Below are 13,597 nucleotides of genomic sequence, written 5' to 3' on the forward strand. Positions count from 1 at the left end.
GGTGGATCACGACCTTCGCGTCGGTATCGACGATCAGGTAGTGCCGCACGCTCGGGACCGAGAAATAGCCGGCGAGCTTGGCGCCCCGGTCGATGCCCCGGCTCGACGGCGAGACCACCTCCACCACGACGAGGGGGTCGTCCACCACGATCGCGTCGCCGGGCAGGGGCGGCCCGCACCGCACCAGCGCATCGGGCTCGTAGACCGTCCGGTCGCCGACCTTGACCGACATCCCGTCGGGAAGGGCCTGGCAGGGGAGGGCCTGCGCGCCGATGGCGTTGCGCAGGGCGACGGCGGCGTTGAGCTTTGCGATCGCGTGGTTCACCCGCTCGGGCGCCATGGCAACGACGACGCCGTTGTCGAGCTCGTAGCGGCCCGACGGCTGCTGCAGTACCCAGGCGATGAACTCGTCGGCCGTGAACCGGATCTCCCGCAGCTGCTCCATCGCCGGACCGCTCTCCTTCCGCCGCCCATCCTAGCACCCCCGGCGCGACACGCGAAGGCCCCGCCCGAGGGGGCGGGGCCTTGCGAAAAGGAAGCGCGGGACGCCTTCAGGCCGCGGTCTGCGCCTTCTCGATGGCGCGCTTGACCTTCAGCGCCCGCGGCGACAGCACCGCCTCGTCCGCCTTCAGCAGGAAGGCGTCGAGCCCGCCGCGGTGGTCGACGCTGCGGAGCGCCGCGGCCGAGATGCGCAGGCTCACCGTCTGGTTCAGCGCGTCGCTCGACAGCGACACATCGTTGAGGTTGGGCAGGAACCGCCGCTTGGTCTTGTTGTTGGCATGGCTCACGTTGTTGCCGACCATCGGGCTCTTGCCGGTCAGTTCGCAGCGGCGGGGCATTCGGGACCGTCCTTCGGATAACCTGCAGGCACCGGCGACTCCGCCCGTGCCGGAAAACTCGAAGCGGCCTGATAGCCGCGATCGGCCGGGGCGTCAATCCCCGGCCCGCGCCGGCGCACCGAAGATCTCCGCCAGCAGCGTCTCGGCCGCGGCCTCCGGCGCGATCTCGCCGCGCGCCACCCGCGCCGCAAGCTCGCGCCGGCAGGCGGCGGTGGCCGGATCGGCGGTCAGCCGCGCGAGCAGCCCGGTCTCGAGCGCATGGGCGAACCAGGCCTCGGCCTGCGCCTGCCGCCGGGCGGCGAAGCTGCCGCCGGCGACGCGCGCCTCGGCGAGCGCCTCGACCGCCCCCCAGGCCTCGGCGAGCCCGGCCCCGGTCAGCGCCGACACGGTCATGGCGCGGGGATAGCCCTGCGGGTCGCCCGGGCGCGACCGGAGCAGCCGCAGCGCCCCGGCATAGTCGGCCCGGGTGCGCCGGGCCTGCGCCTCGAGCGCACCGTCCGCCTTGTTGACCAGGATGAGGTCGGCCATCTCCATGATGCCGCGCTTCACCCCCTGCAGCTCGTCGCCGCCCCCCGGCGCGATCAGCAGCACGAAGACGTCGGTCATCTCGGCCACCATCGTCTCCGACTGGCCGACCCCCACCGTCTCGACCAGCACCACCTCGGCCCCCCAGGCCTCGACCAGCCGGATCGCCTCGCGCGAGCGGCGGGCGACGCCGCCGAGCGCCGCCTGGCTCGGGCTCGGCCGGATGAAGGCGAGCGGCGAGCGGGCGAGCTGCTCCATCCGCGTCTTGTCGCCGAGGATCGAGCCGCCCGAGCGCGCCGAGGAGGGATCGACCGCCAGCACGGCGATCCGCTGCCCGCGCCCGGTCAGCATCAGCCCGAGGCTCTCGATGAAGCTCGACTTGCCGACCCCCGGCGTCCCGGTCAGCCCGACGCGCAGGCTCGGGCGGACGGGCAGCGGCAGCGCCTCGATGAGCGCCCGCGCCCGCGCCCGGTGCTCGGGCCGGGTCGATTCGATCAGCGTGATCGCGCGGGCGAGCGCGCGGCGGTCGCCGCGGGCCAGCCCTTCCAGCATCTCTCCGCCATCACGCAAGCTTCAGCATCCTCGCCCTTGGCCTTCCCGTGCCTCTTTGGCATATCCTGGGCGTCCCGATCCATAGCCCGCGCGAGCGTTCCGCCATGTCGAAGATCCTCCGCGCCCTGCCCGCCCTCGCCCTCCTCGGCTTCGCGACGGCCCTGCCCGGCCCCGCCTCGCGGGCGGCGGTCGACCGCAGCAGCTTCTCCTTCTCCATCGCCGGCATTCCGGTCGGCGCGGCCTCCTTCGCCTTCGAGCAGGCCGGCGGGAGCTACAGCGCATCGACCCGCATCGACACCGCCGGCCTCGTCGGCGTGTTCACCGACTTCTTCTACGACGGGCAGGCGAAGGGCCAGCTCGCCGCCGGCGGCAAGGTGGTGCCGCAGATCTTCACCGCCACCTCGAAGTCGCCGCGCGCGCTGCGCAAGAGCCGCATCGAGTGGAAGAACGGCACGCCGGTCGCCGTCTCGGTCGAGCCGCCGCGCGATTCGGCCCCCGACCCGGCCGAGCAGGCCGGCACGCTCGACCCGGTCTCGGCCAGCCTCCGGCTGCTGCGCGATGCGCCGGCGGACGAGATCTGCGACACCACGGTCATGGTCTTCGACGGCTCGCGGGTCTCCCGCCTCAAGGTGGCGGCGCCGGTCGAGAAGAACGGCCGCCTCGTCTGCGCCGGCACCTACGCCCGGCTCAAGGGCGAGGCCTCGAGCATGGTCGGCGCGCGCGAGTTCCCCTTCTCGATCACCTTCGCCCGCACCGCCGACGGCATGGCGACCCTCGAGCGCGTCGAGGCGCCGACCAACTTCGGCCAGGCCGTCGTCGCCCGCAACGACTGAGCCCCCGCATCGGCTCGCCGGGGCGGGGAGGGCGCACCCCTCGTTCGCGTCCGAACCGATGCCGCGCCTCCTGCGCGAGGCGGGCATTCCCAAGCCCGACCCCGCTCGGTATCTCTGGGCGGACAGTCCAGGGAGGCCGCCCGTGACCGACTTCGCCCGCACCCGATCGCTCTTCCACCTGCCCGAGGGCGTCGTCTACCTCGACGGCAACTCGCTCGGCCCGCTGCCCGTGGCGGCGGTCGAGGCGGTGAACCGCACCATGCGCGAGGAATGGGGCGAGGACCTCATCCGCGCCTGGAACACCCGCGGCTGGATGGGCAAGCCGCGCCGGCTCGGCGACCGCATCGGCCGGCTGATCGGCGCGCCGGAGGGGACGGTCGTCGTCGGCGACACCCTCTCCATCAAGGTCTTCCAGGCGCTCGCCGCGGCCCTCGCCCTCCGCCCCGAGCGCCGGGTCATCCTGTCGGACGACGGCAACTTCCCGACCGACCTCTACATGGCCCAGGGCCTCGCCCGCCTGCTCGGCAACGGCACGACGCTGCGCACCCCCGCGCCCGAGGCGGTCGAGGCCGCGATCGGCGAGGACGTCGCCGTCGTCATGCTGACCGAGGTCGACTACCGCACCGGCCGCCTGCACGACATGCCCCGCATCATCGACAAGGCGCACGCCGCCGGCGCCCTCGTCGTCTGGGACCTCGCCCACTCCGCCGGCGCGCTGCCGGTCGACGTCCTCGGCAACGACGCCGACTTCGCCGTCGGCTGCACCTACAAGTACCTGAACGGCGGCCCCGGCGCGCCCGCCTTCATCTACGTCGCCCCCCGCCTCGCCGACGCGGCCGAGCCCGCGCTCTCCGGCTGGCTCGGCCACGACGCCCCCTTCGCCTTCGAGCTCGGCTACCGCCCGGCCGCCGGCATCGAGCGGATGCGCGTCGGCACCCCGCCGCTCCTCTCCTACGCCGCCCTCGAGGCCGCCCTCGACGCCTGGGACGGCGTCGAGATGGCGGACGTCCGTGCCCGCTCGATCGAGCTCTCCGAGCGCTTCATCGCCGAGGTCGAGGCGCGCTGCCCCGAACTTGCCCTCGCCAGCCCCCGCGACCCCGCCCGCCGCGGCAGCCAGGTCTCCTTCCGCTTCCCCGACGGCTATGCCGCCATGCAGGCGCTGATCGCCCGCGGCGTCATCGGCGACTTCCGCGCCCCCGACATCATGCGCTTCGGCTTCACCCCCCTCTACCTCGCCGAAGCGGACGTCGTCCGCGCCGCCGAGATCCTCGGCGAGGTGATGTCCGGCCGCCTCTGGGACGACCCCGCCTACCGCAAGCTCTCCGCCGTGACCTGACGGCTTGAACATATGCCAAGCATACGCTAGATTGATGGCATCCTTGGGAGCCATGATCCGATGCGGACCGTCTCGATCTTTCGCAACAATCGCAACCAGGCTGTCCGCCTGCCGAAGGACCTCGAGTTCCCCGGCGTCACCGAGCTGAGCATCGAGCGGCGCGGCGACGCCCTCATCCTGCGCCCGGTCCGTCCGAGCTGGACCTCCTTCGCCGACGAGCCGGCCGCCGATGCCGACTTCCTCCGCGAGCGTCCGGACCTGATCGAGGAAGGCCGGTTCGACTTCGGCGGCGATGACGCCCCGCGATGAGTCGGGTCTGCATGCTCGACACCAACATCTGCTCCTTCATCATCCGCGAGCGACCCCTCTCGGTCCTCGAAAGGCTGCAGGCGGCGGCTGAGGCCGGCGACGGTGTCGTGATCTCCGTCGTCACCTACTACGAGATGCTCCTCGGCACGATCGGCCGGCGCGCCAGCCCGCGCCACGCCGGCCTCGTCGAGGCCTTCGTCGGCCGCATCTCCGCAATCCTGCCCTGGGACCGCCAGGCGGCCGAGGAGGCAACCCGCATCCGGCAGGATCTCGAAGCCCGCGGCATGCCGATCGGCGGCAACGACGCGATGATCGCCGGCCACGCCCGCGCCGCCGGCTGTATCCTCGTGACCAACAACCTCCGCGAGTTCGCGCGGGTCGGAGGCCTCAGCGTCGAGGACTGGGCGACCGGGTGAACGCCACCCGGATACTCGGCCCGAGAGGCCCGGAGGGGCATTCACGAAGCATTAACACATGAAATCCCTTTGCTTTCATAGAGATAAGTATAGTTTCGCGCGCGAAATCACGCTCGCATCCCGGCCGCGGCAGGCCGTCCCCGCCTCAGAAGAAGTCCCAGACGAGCTTCAGCGACACGAGGAAGAGCGCCGCCTGCACGAAGCCGAAGAAGAGCCGGTCCGGCATGATCCGGGTGAGCTTCGCCCCCACCCAGGTGCCGAGGATGCCGACCGGCAGCGCGGTCAGGGGCAGCGCCGGGTCGATCGCGCGGAAGGAGCCGAGCTGCCAGTAGGGGACGAGCTTGGCCGCGTTGATGATCGCGAAGAGGATGGTCGCTGTCCCGGCGAAGGCGAGCTTCTCGAGCTTCTGCGGCAGCACGTACATCTGGAAGGGCGGCGCGCCCGAATGCGAGACGAAGCTGGTGAAGCCCGCCAGCGTCCCCCAGAAGATCCCCCGCGGCAGGTCGGCCGGCCGCGCCTCGGCGAGGCTCCGGTGGCGCGCCCAGGCGTTCAGGCAGTAGCCGAGCCCCACCGCCCCGACCAGCAGCCCGACGAAGGCGTCCGACACCCGCGAGGCCACCGCCCAGCCGACCAGCACTCCGAGGAGCCCGGAGGGGACGAGGATGCGCAGGTTGCGCGCCGAATAGTCCCGCCGGTAGAGCCAGAGCCCCACCCAGTCGGTGACGATGTAGATCGGCAGCAGCAGCGCCGCCGCCGCCACCGGCGACATGACCAGCGCCAGCACCGGCACCCCGAGCGTCGCCACCGCCGGCAGCCCGCCCTTGGAGAGGCCGACCAGGAAGGCCGCGAGCGCGGTCAGGACGATGAGCAGGACGGGCTCGTGCATCGCGCCGGAGGGCGGCTCACGCCCGCGCCGCGGCGAGTTCCGCGATGCGGCGCAGCGCCAGCTCGTAGCCCTGGACGCCGCAGCCGACGATGATCCCGTCGGCCCGCAGCGAGACGAAGGACCGGTGGCGGAATCGCTCCCGCTTGTGGACGTTCGAGACATGCACCTCGATCACCGGCCCCTCGAAGGCGTTCAGCGCGTCGAGGACGGCGACCGAGGTATGGGTCAGCGCCCCGGCGTTGATGGCGATGCCGGCGGCGAGCCCGCGCGCCTCCTGGATCCAGTCGACGATCTGGCCCTCCCAGTTCGACTGCAGGAAGCGCAGCTCGAGCCCGAGCTCGCCCGCGACCGCCGCGCAGCGCCGCTCGACGTCGGCGAGCGTCGCGGGGCCGTAGATCTCCGGCTGGCGCTGCCCGAGCAGGTTGAGGTTCGGTCCGTTGAGAACATAGACGATCGCGGGCATGTCGCTCCCCGGCCCCGGATTCCGACGCCCTTCCTGCACCATCCGGCCCGGTGCCGCCAGCGTCAACTTCCGCCGGCCCGCCGCCTCAGGCGATGGCGATCGCGACGAGGACCACGATGACGAGCCCGACCACGGCCCAGATGCCGCCGCGGAAGCGCTGCATGAAGTCCCGCGGATCCCTGTCGGCCATCTTCCCCTCCGCTATGCGAGCGGCACCACCTTGACCGCGGCGCCGTCGGCGGCCAGCGCGATCTCGCCGCGCTTCAGGCGCAGCGCGTCGCGGCCGAAGACCTCGAGCCGCCAGCCGTGCAGCGCCGGCACGTCCGCGCCCTCGCCGGAGGCGATGGCGTCGAGCTCCGCCCCCGAGGCGATAAGCCGCTGCGCCACCCCCGCCGACTCGGCGCGCGCCTTGAGCAACACCCGCAGCAGGTCGGCGAGCGCCTCGGCCCCCGGCTTGCGGTGGTGCGCCTCGGGCGCATGCGGGATCTCCGAGGGCGGCAGCGCCTCGGCGGTGGCGACCGCGGCGAGGATGCCCTCGGCGATCTCGCCGCGGCGCGCCTCGCGCAGCAGGAGCCGCGACTTGCCGAGATCCTCGAGCGTCCGCGGCCGGTTGGCGGCCAGCTCGAGCAGCGCGTCGTCCTTCAGGATCCGCCCGCGCGGCACGTTGCGCTCCTGCGCCAGCGTCTCGCGCAGCCGGGCGAGCTCGCGCAGCGCGGCGAGGAAGCGCGGCGCGCTCGAGCGGGTCTTGATCCGCGTCCAGGCCTCCTCCGGGTCGCTGCGGTAGGTGGCCGGATCGGTCAGCACCGCCAGCTCCTCCTCGACCCAGGCCTCGCGGCCGGTCTCGCTGAGCCGCCTGGCGAGCACCTCGTAGATGCGGCGCAGATGCGTCACGTCGGCCAGCGCATAGGCCATCTGCGCCGCGCTGAGCGGCCGCCGGCTCCAGTCGGTGAAGCGCGACGACTTGTCGACGTGGCCGTGCGCGACCTGCCGCACCAGCGTCTCGTAGCCGACCTGGTCGCCGTAGCCGCAGACCATGGCCGCGACCTGCGTGTCGAAGAAGGGCTCGGGCAGCACGCCGGCGTCGGTCTGGAAGATCTCGAGGTCCTGCCGCGCCGCGTGGAAGACCTTCACCACCCGCTTGTTGCGGAAGAGCTCGTAGAGCGGCTCGAGCGACAGCCGGTCGGAGAGCGTGTCGACGAGCACCGCCCCCTCGTCGCCCGTGCCGGGCCGGGCGAGCTGCACCAGGCAGAGCTGGGCATAGTAGGTGCGCTCGCGCAGGAACTCCGTGTCGACCGTCACGTAGGGGCTGCTCGCGGCTTCGGCGCAGAAGCGGGCGAGCGCATCGGTGTCCGTGATCAAGCGCCGGCCCCGCGCTCGGTGGCTGTCGTCGACAGCGTGGCAAAAACAGGCACTTGCAACGCGACTCCCTACGGAAACTGCGGCGACTATTCGCACAGGCCCGGGGCCATGGCAAGGTTGCGCTCGGGCGCCGCGCGGCGCCGCGGCGCGGGCAGGGCAGGGGCGGCGATTCCCCGCCGGCCCGAACCTGCGGCCGCCGCCTTCGCCTTCCCGATCAGCCGGTTGGCCCGTCACGGAACGGTCACGAAACTGACGCGCAACTGTCGGTTCCGCCTCCTATGGTGCGAGCCGTGGATCGGGCCGGGTGGCTCCGGCGACCCGGGCCCGCTCGCCTCGTGTTCACGTCCCGGAAGGAAGAGACGATGAAGACCCTGAGCTCGACCGTCGCGGCGCTGGCGCTCGCCGCGTCGCTCCCCGCCCTCGCCGCCGCCCAGTCGCGCGGCCAGATCCAGATCGCCGGATCGTCGACCGTCCTCCCCTATGCCTCGATCGCCGCCGAGGCCTTCGGCGAGAACTTCGACTTCCCGACGCCCGTCGTCGCCTCGGGCGGCTCCTCCGCCGGCCTGCAGCAGTTCTGCGCCGGCGTCGGCCTCGACACCGTCGACATCGCCAACGCCTCGCGGCCGATCCGCGAGAGCGAGATCGAGACCTGCGCCGCCAACGGCGTGAAGGACATCATCGAGGTCCGCATCGGCTACGACGGCATCGTCTTCGCCTCGAAGACCGACGGCCCGGGCTTCACCGCCTTCACCCCCGCCCAGTGGTACCAGGCGCTCGCCGCCGAGGTCGTCAGGGACGGCGCCCTCGTGCCGAACCGGGCCAGGACCTGGGCCGAGGTCGACCCGAGCCTGCCCGCCGCCCCGATCCTCGCCTTCGTCCCCGGCACCAAGCACGGCACTCGCGAGGTCTTCGAGGAGAAGGTGATCCTGCAGGGCTGCGAGGACGCCGGCGCCCTCGCGGCGATCGCCGCGCTCAAGGGCGGCGACGAGGACGCGGCGACCGACGCCTGCGTCAAGCTGCGCACCGACGGCGCCTCGGTCGACATCGACGGCGACTATACCGAGACGCTGGCCCGCATCCAGAGCGACCCGAACGGCATCGGCGTCTTCGGCCTCGCCTTCTACGAGAACAACACCAACGTGCTGAAGGTCGCCACCATGTCGGGCGTCACGCCCTCGACCGGGACGATCGCCTCGGGCGAATACCCGGTGTCGCGCCCGCTCTTCTTCTACCTCAAGAAGGCGCACATCGGCGAGGTGCCCGGCCTCAAGGAGTTCGCCGAGTTCTTCGTCTCCGACGCGGTGGCCGGCCCGGACGGCCCGCTCGCGGCCTACGGCCTCGTCTCCGACCCCGAGCTCGCCGCGACCCAGGCCAGGCTGGCGAACGAGGAGACCCTCGACCCGGCGAGCTGATCGCCTCCCGGCGCCTCCACCCGGCGGGGGCGCCTCCATCGCAGTCCGCATACGGGTGAGCCATGTCCGCCGGCCTCCTCTTCCTCGTCCTGGCGATCCTGGCGGTCGCCGGATACCTGAGCGGCCGCTGGCGCGCCGCCGCCGGCGGCGACACCCGGGCGCTGCACTCGCGCACGACCTACCACGGCCTGGCGGTGGCGCTCGCCGCGCTGCTCGCCGGCATCGTCACCTTCGTCCTGCTCAACCTCCTCGCGACCGTGGCGCCGGAGATCGGCAGCCGCTTCGTCGCGATCGCCTCGATCGCCCTCGCCCTCGCTGCCTTCGTGGCGGTCTGGGCCCGCATCACGCCGGCCTTCCGCGCCCGCAACCTCGTCGAGACGATCGTCCTCGGCCTCCTCCTCCTCGCCGCGACGGTCGCGATCTTCACCACCGCGGCGATCGTGCTCAGCCTCGTCTTCTCGACCGCCCGCTTCTTCGGCCAGTACAGCTGGAGCGAGTTCTTCTTCGGCACGGTCTGGTCGCCGGCCTTCCAGGGCGTGAGCCGGCTCGGCATGCTGCCGCTGCTCTGGGGCACGCTCTACGTCAGCGCCATCGCGCTCGCCGTCGCCGTACCGATCGGGCTCTTCACCGCCATCTTCCTGACGCAGTACGCCTCGCCCCGCTTCCGCAGGGCGGCGAAGCCGGCGATCGAGATCCTCGCCGGCATCCCGACCATCGTCTACGGCCTCTTCGCGCTCGTCACCGTCGGGCCGATCCTGCGCGACTGGTTCGCCCAGCCGACCGGGCTCGGCTCCTCCTCCGCCTCGGTGATGACCGCGGGCCTCGTCATGGGGATCATGCTCATCCCCTTCGTCTCCTCGCTCTCGGACGACATCATCACCGCCGTGCCGCGCGCCATGCGCGAGGGCTCGCTCGGCCTCGGCGCCACCCAGTCCGAGACGATCCGCCGCGTCATCATCCCGGCGGCGCTCCCCGGCATCGTCGGCGCCGTCCTGCTCGCCGCCTCGCGCGCCATCGGCGAGACGATGATCGTCGTGCTCGGCGCCGGCGCCGCGGCGCAGCTCTCGCTCAACCCGTTCGAGGCGATGACGACGATCACGGTGAAGATCGTCAGCCAGCTGACCGGCGACACCGACTTCAACTCGCCCGAGACGCTCGTCGCCTTCGCCCTCGGCATCACCCTCTTCGTGCTGACCCTCGGCATGAACGTCCTCGCCCTCTACATCGTGCGCCGCTACCGGGAGCAGTACGAATGACCGACGCGACCTTCGTCCCCGCGGCGCTCGACCCGGAGCGCCGCGCCGCGCTGACGCGCCGCCGCTACGCCGCCGAGAAGCGCTTCCGCCTCTACGGCGTCGGCGCCATCGGCGTCTCCATCGCCGCCCTCGTGCTCCTGCTCGTCTCGGTGCTGGGCGGCGGCCTGCCCGCCTTCACCCAGACCTTCGTCCGCGCCCAGATCTACCTCGACCCGGCGGTGCTCGACCCCTCCGGGACGCGCGACCCCGACGGGATCAGGAAGGTCCTGACCTTCGCCTACGCCCCGCTGATCAAGCGCTCGCTCGAGACCGCCACGGCCGAGCTCCAGCCGACGGTCCCCGGCATCACCCCGGCGCTCCTCGCCGGCATGGTCTCGGACGGCGCCCCGGCGCAGCTCCGCAACTACGTGATCGCCAACCCGGACAGCATCGGCGAGACGGTCGAGTTCGAGTTCCTGGCCAACGGCCGCATCGACCAGTACGTGAAGGGCAACATCACCCGCGAGAGCTCGGCCGGCGACGCCCGCCTCGACCCGGCCCAGCTCGACGCCGCCGACCGGCTCCTCGAGGCCGGCGTGATGGAGCTGCGCTTCAACCCGGCCTTCATCACCAACCCCGACGCCTCGGAGAACCGCCCCGAGGCGGCCGGGCTCGGCGTGGCGCTGATCGGCTCGGCCTACATGATGCTGATCGTGCTGGTGCTCTCGCTGCCGATCGGCGTCGCCGCCTCGATCTACCTCGAGGAGTTCGCCGCGAAGAGCTGGCTGACCGACGTGATCGAGGTGAACATCTCGAACCTCGCCGCCGTGCCCTCGATCGTCTTCGGCATCCTCGGCCTCGCCTTCTTCATCAACTTCATGAACCTGCCGATGTCGGCCCCGATCGTCGGCGGCCTGGTGCTGACGCTGATGACGCTGCCGACGATCATCATCGCCACCCGCGCCGCGCTGAAGTCGGTGCCGCCCTCGATCAAGGAGGCGGCGCTCGGCGTCGGCGCCTCGAAGATGCAGGCGATCTTCCACCACGTGCTGCCGCTCGCCATGCCGGGCATCCTGACCGGCACCATCATCGGCCTCGCCCAGGCGCTCGGCGAGACGGCGCCGCTCCTGCTCATCGGCATGGTCGCCTTCGTGAAGGACTTCCCCGCCGGCCTGCCGGACGGCCTCTTCGACCCGGCGACCGCCCTGCCGGTGCAGGTCTACAACTTCACCCAGCGCGCCGACCCCGCCTTCGTCGAGCGGGCCTCGGGCGCGATCATCGTGCTCCTCGTCTTCCTGGTGGCCATGAACACCGTCGCGATCGTCCTGCGCCAGAAGCTCGAGCGGACCTGGTAGGAGGGAAACGGATGACTCTCGCGGATCAGCAGCTAAGGTATCGTCCCATGGACGCCGTCGCCCCCGCCCTCGCCGAAAGGCCGCAGGCCGCCGAGAAGGTGCGCGCCCGCGACGTCTCGGTCTTCTACGGCGAGAAGCAGGCGCTCTTCGGCGTCGACCTCGACATCCCGCGCAACAAGGTGACCGCGCTCATCGGCCCCTCGGGCTGCTGCAAGTCGACCTTCCTGCGCTGCATCAACCGGATGAACGACACCATCCCGACCGCACGCGTCACCGGCTCGATCATCCTCGACGACGTCGACATCTACAGCCCGGCGATCGACGTCGTCGAGCTGCGCGCCCGCGTCGGCATGGTCTTCCAGAAGCCCAACCCCTTCCCGAAGTCGATCTTCGAGAACGTCGCCTACGGCCCCCGCATCCACGGCATGACCCGCTCGAAGCCCGAGCTCGAGCAGCTGGTGCAGGGCTCGCTCCGCCGCGCCGGCCTCTGGAACGAGGTCAAGGACCGCCTGCACGAGCCCGGCACCGGCCTCTCCGGCGGCCAGCAGCAGCGCCTCTGCATCGCCCGCGCCATCGCCACCCGCCCCGAGGTCCTCCTGATGGACGAGCCCTGCTCGGCCCTCGACCCGATCGCCACCGCGGTGATCGAGGAGCTGATCGACGAGCTCCGGCAGAACTTCACCATCGTCATCGTCACCCACTCGATGCAGCAGGCCGCCCGCGTCAGCCAGCAGACCGCCTTCTTCCACCTCGGTAAGCTCATCGAACACGGCGAGACGCCCGACATCTTCTCCAACCCGCGCGAGAAGCAGACCGAGGACTATATCACCGGCAAGATCGGCTGACCCGCCCCGCCCCGCCCACGTCACAGCATGTCACAGCTGGGTCCCCTCCCTCGTCATATGGTCGGAACCAGCGAAAGGAACCCGATCCCATGACCGCGAAACTCGACGTGCTCGCCGCCGCCCCCGCCCTGATGAAGCAGTGGCGGGCGATGTCCCAGGCCGTCAACGGCAGCCTGGAGCCGAGCCTGGTCGAACTCGTCAAGATCCGCGCCTCGCAGATCAACGGCTGCGCCAACTGCCTCAACATGCACACCGCCGAGGCGCGCGCCCAAGGCGAGAGCGAGCAGCGCCTCGATGTCCTCGCCGCCTGGCGCGAGGCGCCCCTCTACACCGACCGCGAGCGCGCCGCCCTCGCCTGGACCGAGGCCCTGACCCGCCTCTCCGAAGGGCACACCCAGGAAGCGGCCTACCAGGCGCTCGCGGCGCACTTCTCCGCGGAGGAGCAGGTGGCCCTCACCCTCGTCATCAACGTCATCAACGGCTGGAACCGCCTCGCGGTCGGCTTCGGCACCTGGCTCGAGCAGCCGCCGCGCCGGAGCGTTGCGTGACGGGCGAGACCGCCCGGCAGCTGGCGGCCGCGGCCTGAAGGCAAGGCCACGGCCATCTACCTGATGCGCAACCCCGACAATCTCGCCCACCTGCACTGACCGCGCGCGCCCCGCAGCGGCGCCGCGGTGGCGCCTGCTTCGCGCCCCATGCTAGGCTTCCCCCCGGGTGCCCGGGCCGACCGGAGGGACGATGCAGGACGACGGCTTCACGCTCGACCACCGCATGCTGGCCGCGCTGGCGCGCGAGGTCGAGGGCGCCGACCCGATCGCCTGGGGCGGAACCGGGCTCGACCGCGACACGGTCTACGACCTCATCGCCTCGCAGATCGCCGAGACCTTCGCCGGCTACGAGGCGGGCGGCGTCGCCCGCGACCGCCAGCTCCTCGTCGCGCTCGCGACCGTGGTGAAGCTCACGGTGGAGAACTTCGTCCTCCACCAGCGCCTGCTGCGCCGGCCGCAATCCTGACACGTCCCGGGAGCCGGCCCCCGCCCGGAAGCGGCGCGCCGGCCGCCCGCGTACGTCACCCGCGCGCCCGCGGCGCCCGTCACCACCCGCGAATGCTCGACCGTCCCCCACCCGCACCGCGACGACGACGGGAACCGCCGTCGCCCCACCTCCACGCCAAGGCTTTCATACAGGCAGAAACCCTATCGAGCAGACGAGGGGCCCCGCCAACAGGCGGG

16 protein-coding genes are annotated in these 13,597 nt (G+C 71.9%); 10 read left to right on the forward strand and 6 right to left on the reverse strand.

Annotated features, from left to right (window positions below; genetic code table 11):
* The 3 genes from Q0112_RS07800 to meaB form a co-directional block, all read right to left on the reverse strand.
* Nucleotides 1–445 (reverse strand): Uma2 family endonuclease (locus Q0112_RS07800; protein ID WP_297973589.1); only part of this gene is annotated, 445 nt, incomplete at its 3' end.
* Nucleotides 446–551: 106 nt separating this feature from the next.
* A complete protein-coding gene (gene rpmB / locus Q0112_RS07805) occupies nt 552–839 on the reverse strand; it encodes a 50S ribosomal protein L28 (RefSeq protein WP_297973592.1) in 288 nt (95 codons plus the stop codon).
* Between the two features lie 93 nt (nt 840–932).
* A complete protein-coding gene (meaB, locus tag Q0112_RS07810) occupies nt 933–1,916 on the reverse strand; it encodes a methylmalonyl Co-A mutase-associated GTPase MeaB (RefSeq protein WP_297973594.1) in 984 nt (327 codons plus the stop codon).
* A 104-nt stretch (nt 1,917–2,020) separates the two neighbouring features.
* Between meaB and Q0112_RS07815 the strand changes: the two genes are divergently transcribed.
* The 4 genes from Q0112_RS07815 (at nt 2,021) to Q0112_RS07830 (ending at nt 4,810) form a co-directional block, all read left to right on the forward strand.
* Complete coding sequence (locus Q0112_RS07815; protein WP_297973597.1) at nt 2,021–2,749, forward strand: DUF3108 domain-containing protein; 729 nt, start codon at nt 2,021–2,023, stop codon at nt 2,747–2,749.
* A gap of 142 nt (nt 2,750–2,891) precedes the next feature.
* Nucleotides 2,892–4,085: a kynureninase gene (gene kynU, locus Q0112_RS07820; protein ID WP_297973600.1), complete on the forward strand. Its 1,194-nt coding sequence runs from the start codon at nt 2,892–2,894 to the stop codon at nt 4,083–4,085.
* A gap of 60 nt (nt 4,086–4,145) precedes the next feature.
* A complete protein-coding gene (vapB, locus tag Q0112_RS07825; RefSeq protein ID WP_297973603.1) occupies nt 4,146–4,394 on the forward strand; it encodes a type II toxin-antitoxin system VapB family antitoxin in 249 nt (82 codons plus the stop codon).
* A complete protein-coding gene (locus tag Q0112_RS07830) occupies nt 4,391–4,810 on the forward strand; it encodes a type II toxin-antitoxin system VapC family toxin (protein WP_297973607.1) in 420 nt (139 codons plus the stop codon). The genes vapB and Q0112_RS07830 overlap by 4 nt, the downstream gene beginning before the upstream one ends.
* Nucleotides 4,811–4,955: 145 nt before the next feature.
* Here the strand turns inward: Q0112_RS07830 and Q0112_RS07835 are convergent, their stop codons facing one another.
* From Q0112_RS07835 to rnd, 3 genes are all read right to left on the reverse strand, one after another.
* The gene (locus tag Q0112_RS07835; protein ID WP_297973610.1) at nt 4,956–5,696 is read right to left on the reverse strand and encodes a sulfite exporter TauE/SafE family protein; all 741 of its coding nucleotides are present in this window, start codon (nt 5,694–5,696) and stop codon (nt 4,956–4,958) included.
* Between the two features lie 16 nt (nt 5,697–5,712).
* Nucleotides 5,713–6,159 carry a type II 3-dehydroquinate dehydratase gene (aroQ, locus tag Q0112_RS07840; protein WP_297973613.1) on the reverse strand — a complete coding sequence of 149 codons (447 nt, stop codon included), beginning with the start codon at nt 6,157–6,159 and terminating at the stop codon, nt 5,713–5,715.
* Between the two features lie 201 nt (nt 6,160–6,360).
* Nucleotides 6,361–7,518 (reverse strand): ribonuclease D, encoded by a 1,158-nt coding sequence (gene rnd / locus Q0112_RS07845; protein WP_297973615.1) that lies wholly within the window; start codon nt 7,516–7,518, stop codon nt 6,361–6,363.
* A gap of 362 nt (nt 7,519–7,880) precedes the next feature.
* Between rnd and Q0112_RS07850 the strand changes: the two genes are divergently transcribed.
* The 6 genes from Q0112_RS07850 to Q0112_RS07875 all read left to right on the forward strand — a co-directional run bounded on the left by Q0112_RS07850 (nt 7,881) and on the right by Q0112_RS07875 (nt 13,379).
* Entirely contained in the window at nt 7,881–8,930 is a 1,050-nt protein-coding gene (locus Q0112_RS07850; RefSeq protein ID WP_297973617.1) for a substrate-binding domain-containing protein, read from the forward strand.
* 62 nt (nt 8,931–8,992) lie between these two features.
* Nucleotides 8,993–10,186, forward strand: coding sequence for a phosphate ABC transporter permease subunit PstC (gene pstC / locus Q0112_RS07855; RefSeq protein WP_297973619.1), 1,194 nt, complete (start codon nt 8,993–8,995; stop codon nt 10,184–10,186).
* Nucleotides 10,183–11,520, forward strand: coding sequence for a phosphate ABC transporter permease PstA (gene pstA, locus Q0112_RS07860; protein ID WP_297973622.1), 1,338 nt, complete (start codon nt 10,183–10,185; stop codon nt 11,518–11,520). Before pstC ends, pstA begins: the two co-directional genes overlap by 4 nt.
* A gap of 47 nt (nt 11,521–11,567) precedes the next feature.
* Nucleotides 11,568–12,365, forward strand: a complete 798-nt coding sequence (pstB, locus tag Q0112_RS07865; protein ID WP_297973628.1) for a phosphate ABC transporter ATP-binding protein PstB — start codon at nt 11,568–11,570, stop codon at nt 12,363–12,365.
* Nucleotides 12,366–12,454: 89 nt separating this feature from the next.
* Nucleotides 12,455–12,913, forward strand: coding sequence for a carboxymuconolactone decarboxylase family protein (locus tag Q0112_RS07870; RefSeq protein ID WP_297973624.1), 459 nt, complete (start codon nt 12,455–12,457; stop codon nt 12,911–12,913).
* Between the two features lie 190 nt (nt 12,914–13,103).
* A complete protein-coding gene (locus Q0112_RS07875) occupies nt 13,104–13,379 on the forward strand; it encodes a hypothetical protein (protein ID WP_297973626.1) in 276 nt (91 codons plus the stop codon).
* The last annotated feature ends 218 nt before the right edge of the window (nt 13,380–13,597 follow it).

This window comes from uncultured Amaricoccus sp. (assembly GCF_937858865.1).
Classification (GTDB): Bacteria; Pseudomonadota; Alphaproteobacteria; order Rhodobacterales; family Rhodobacteraceae; genus Amaricoccus.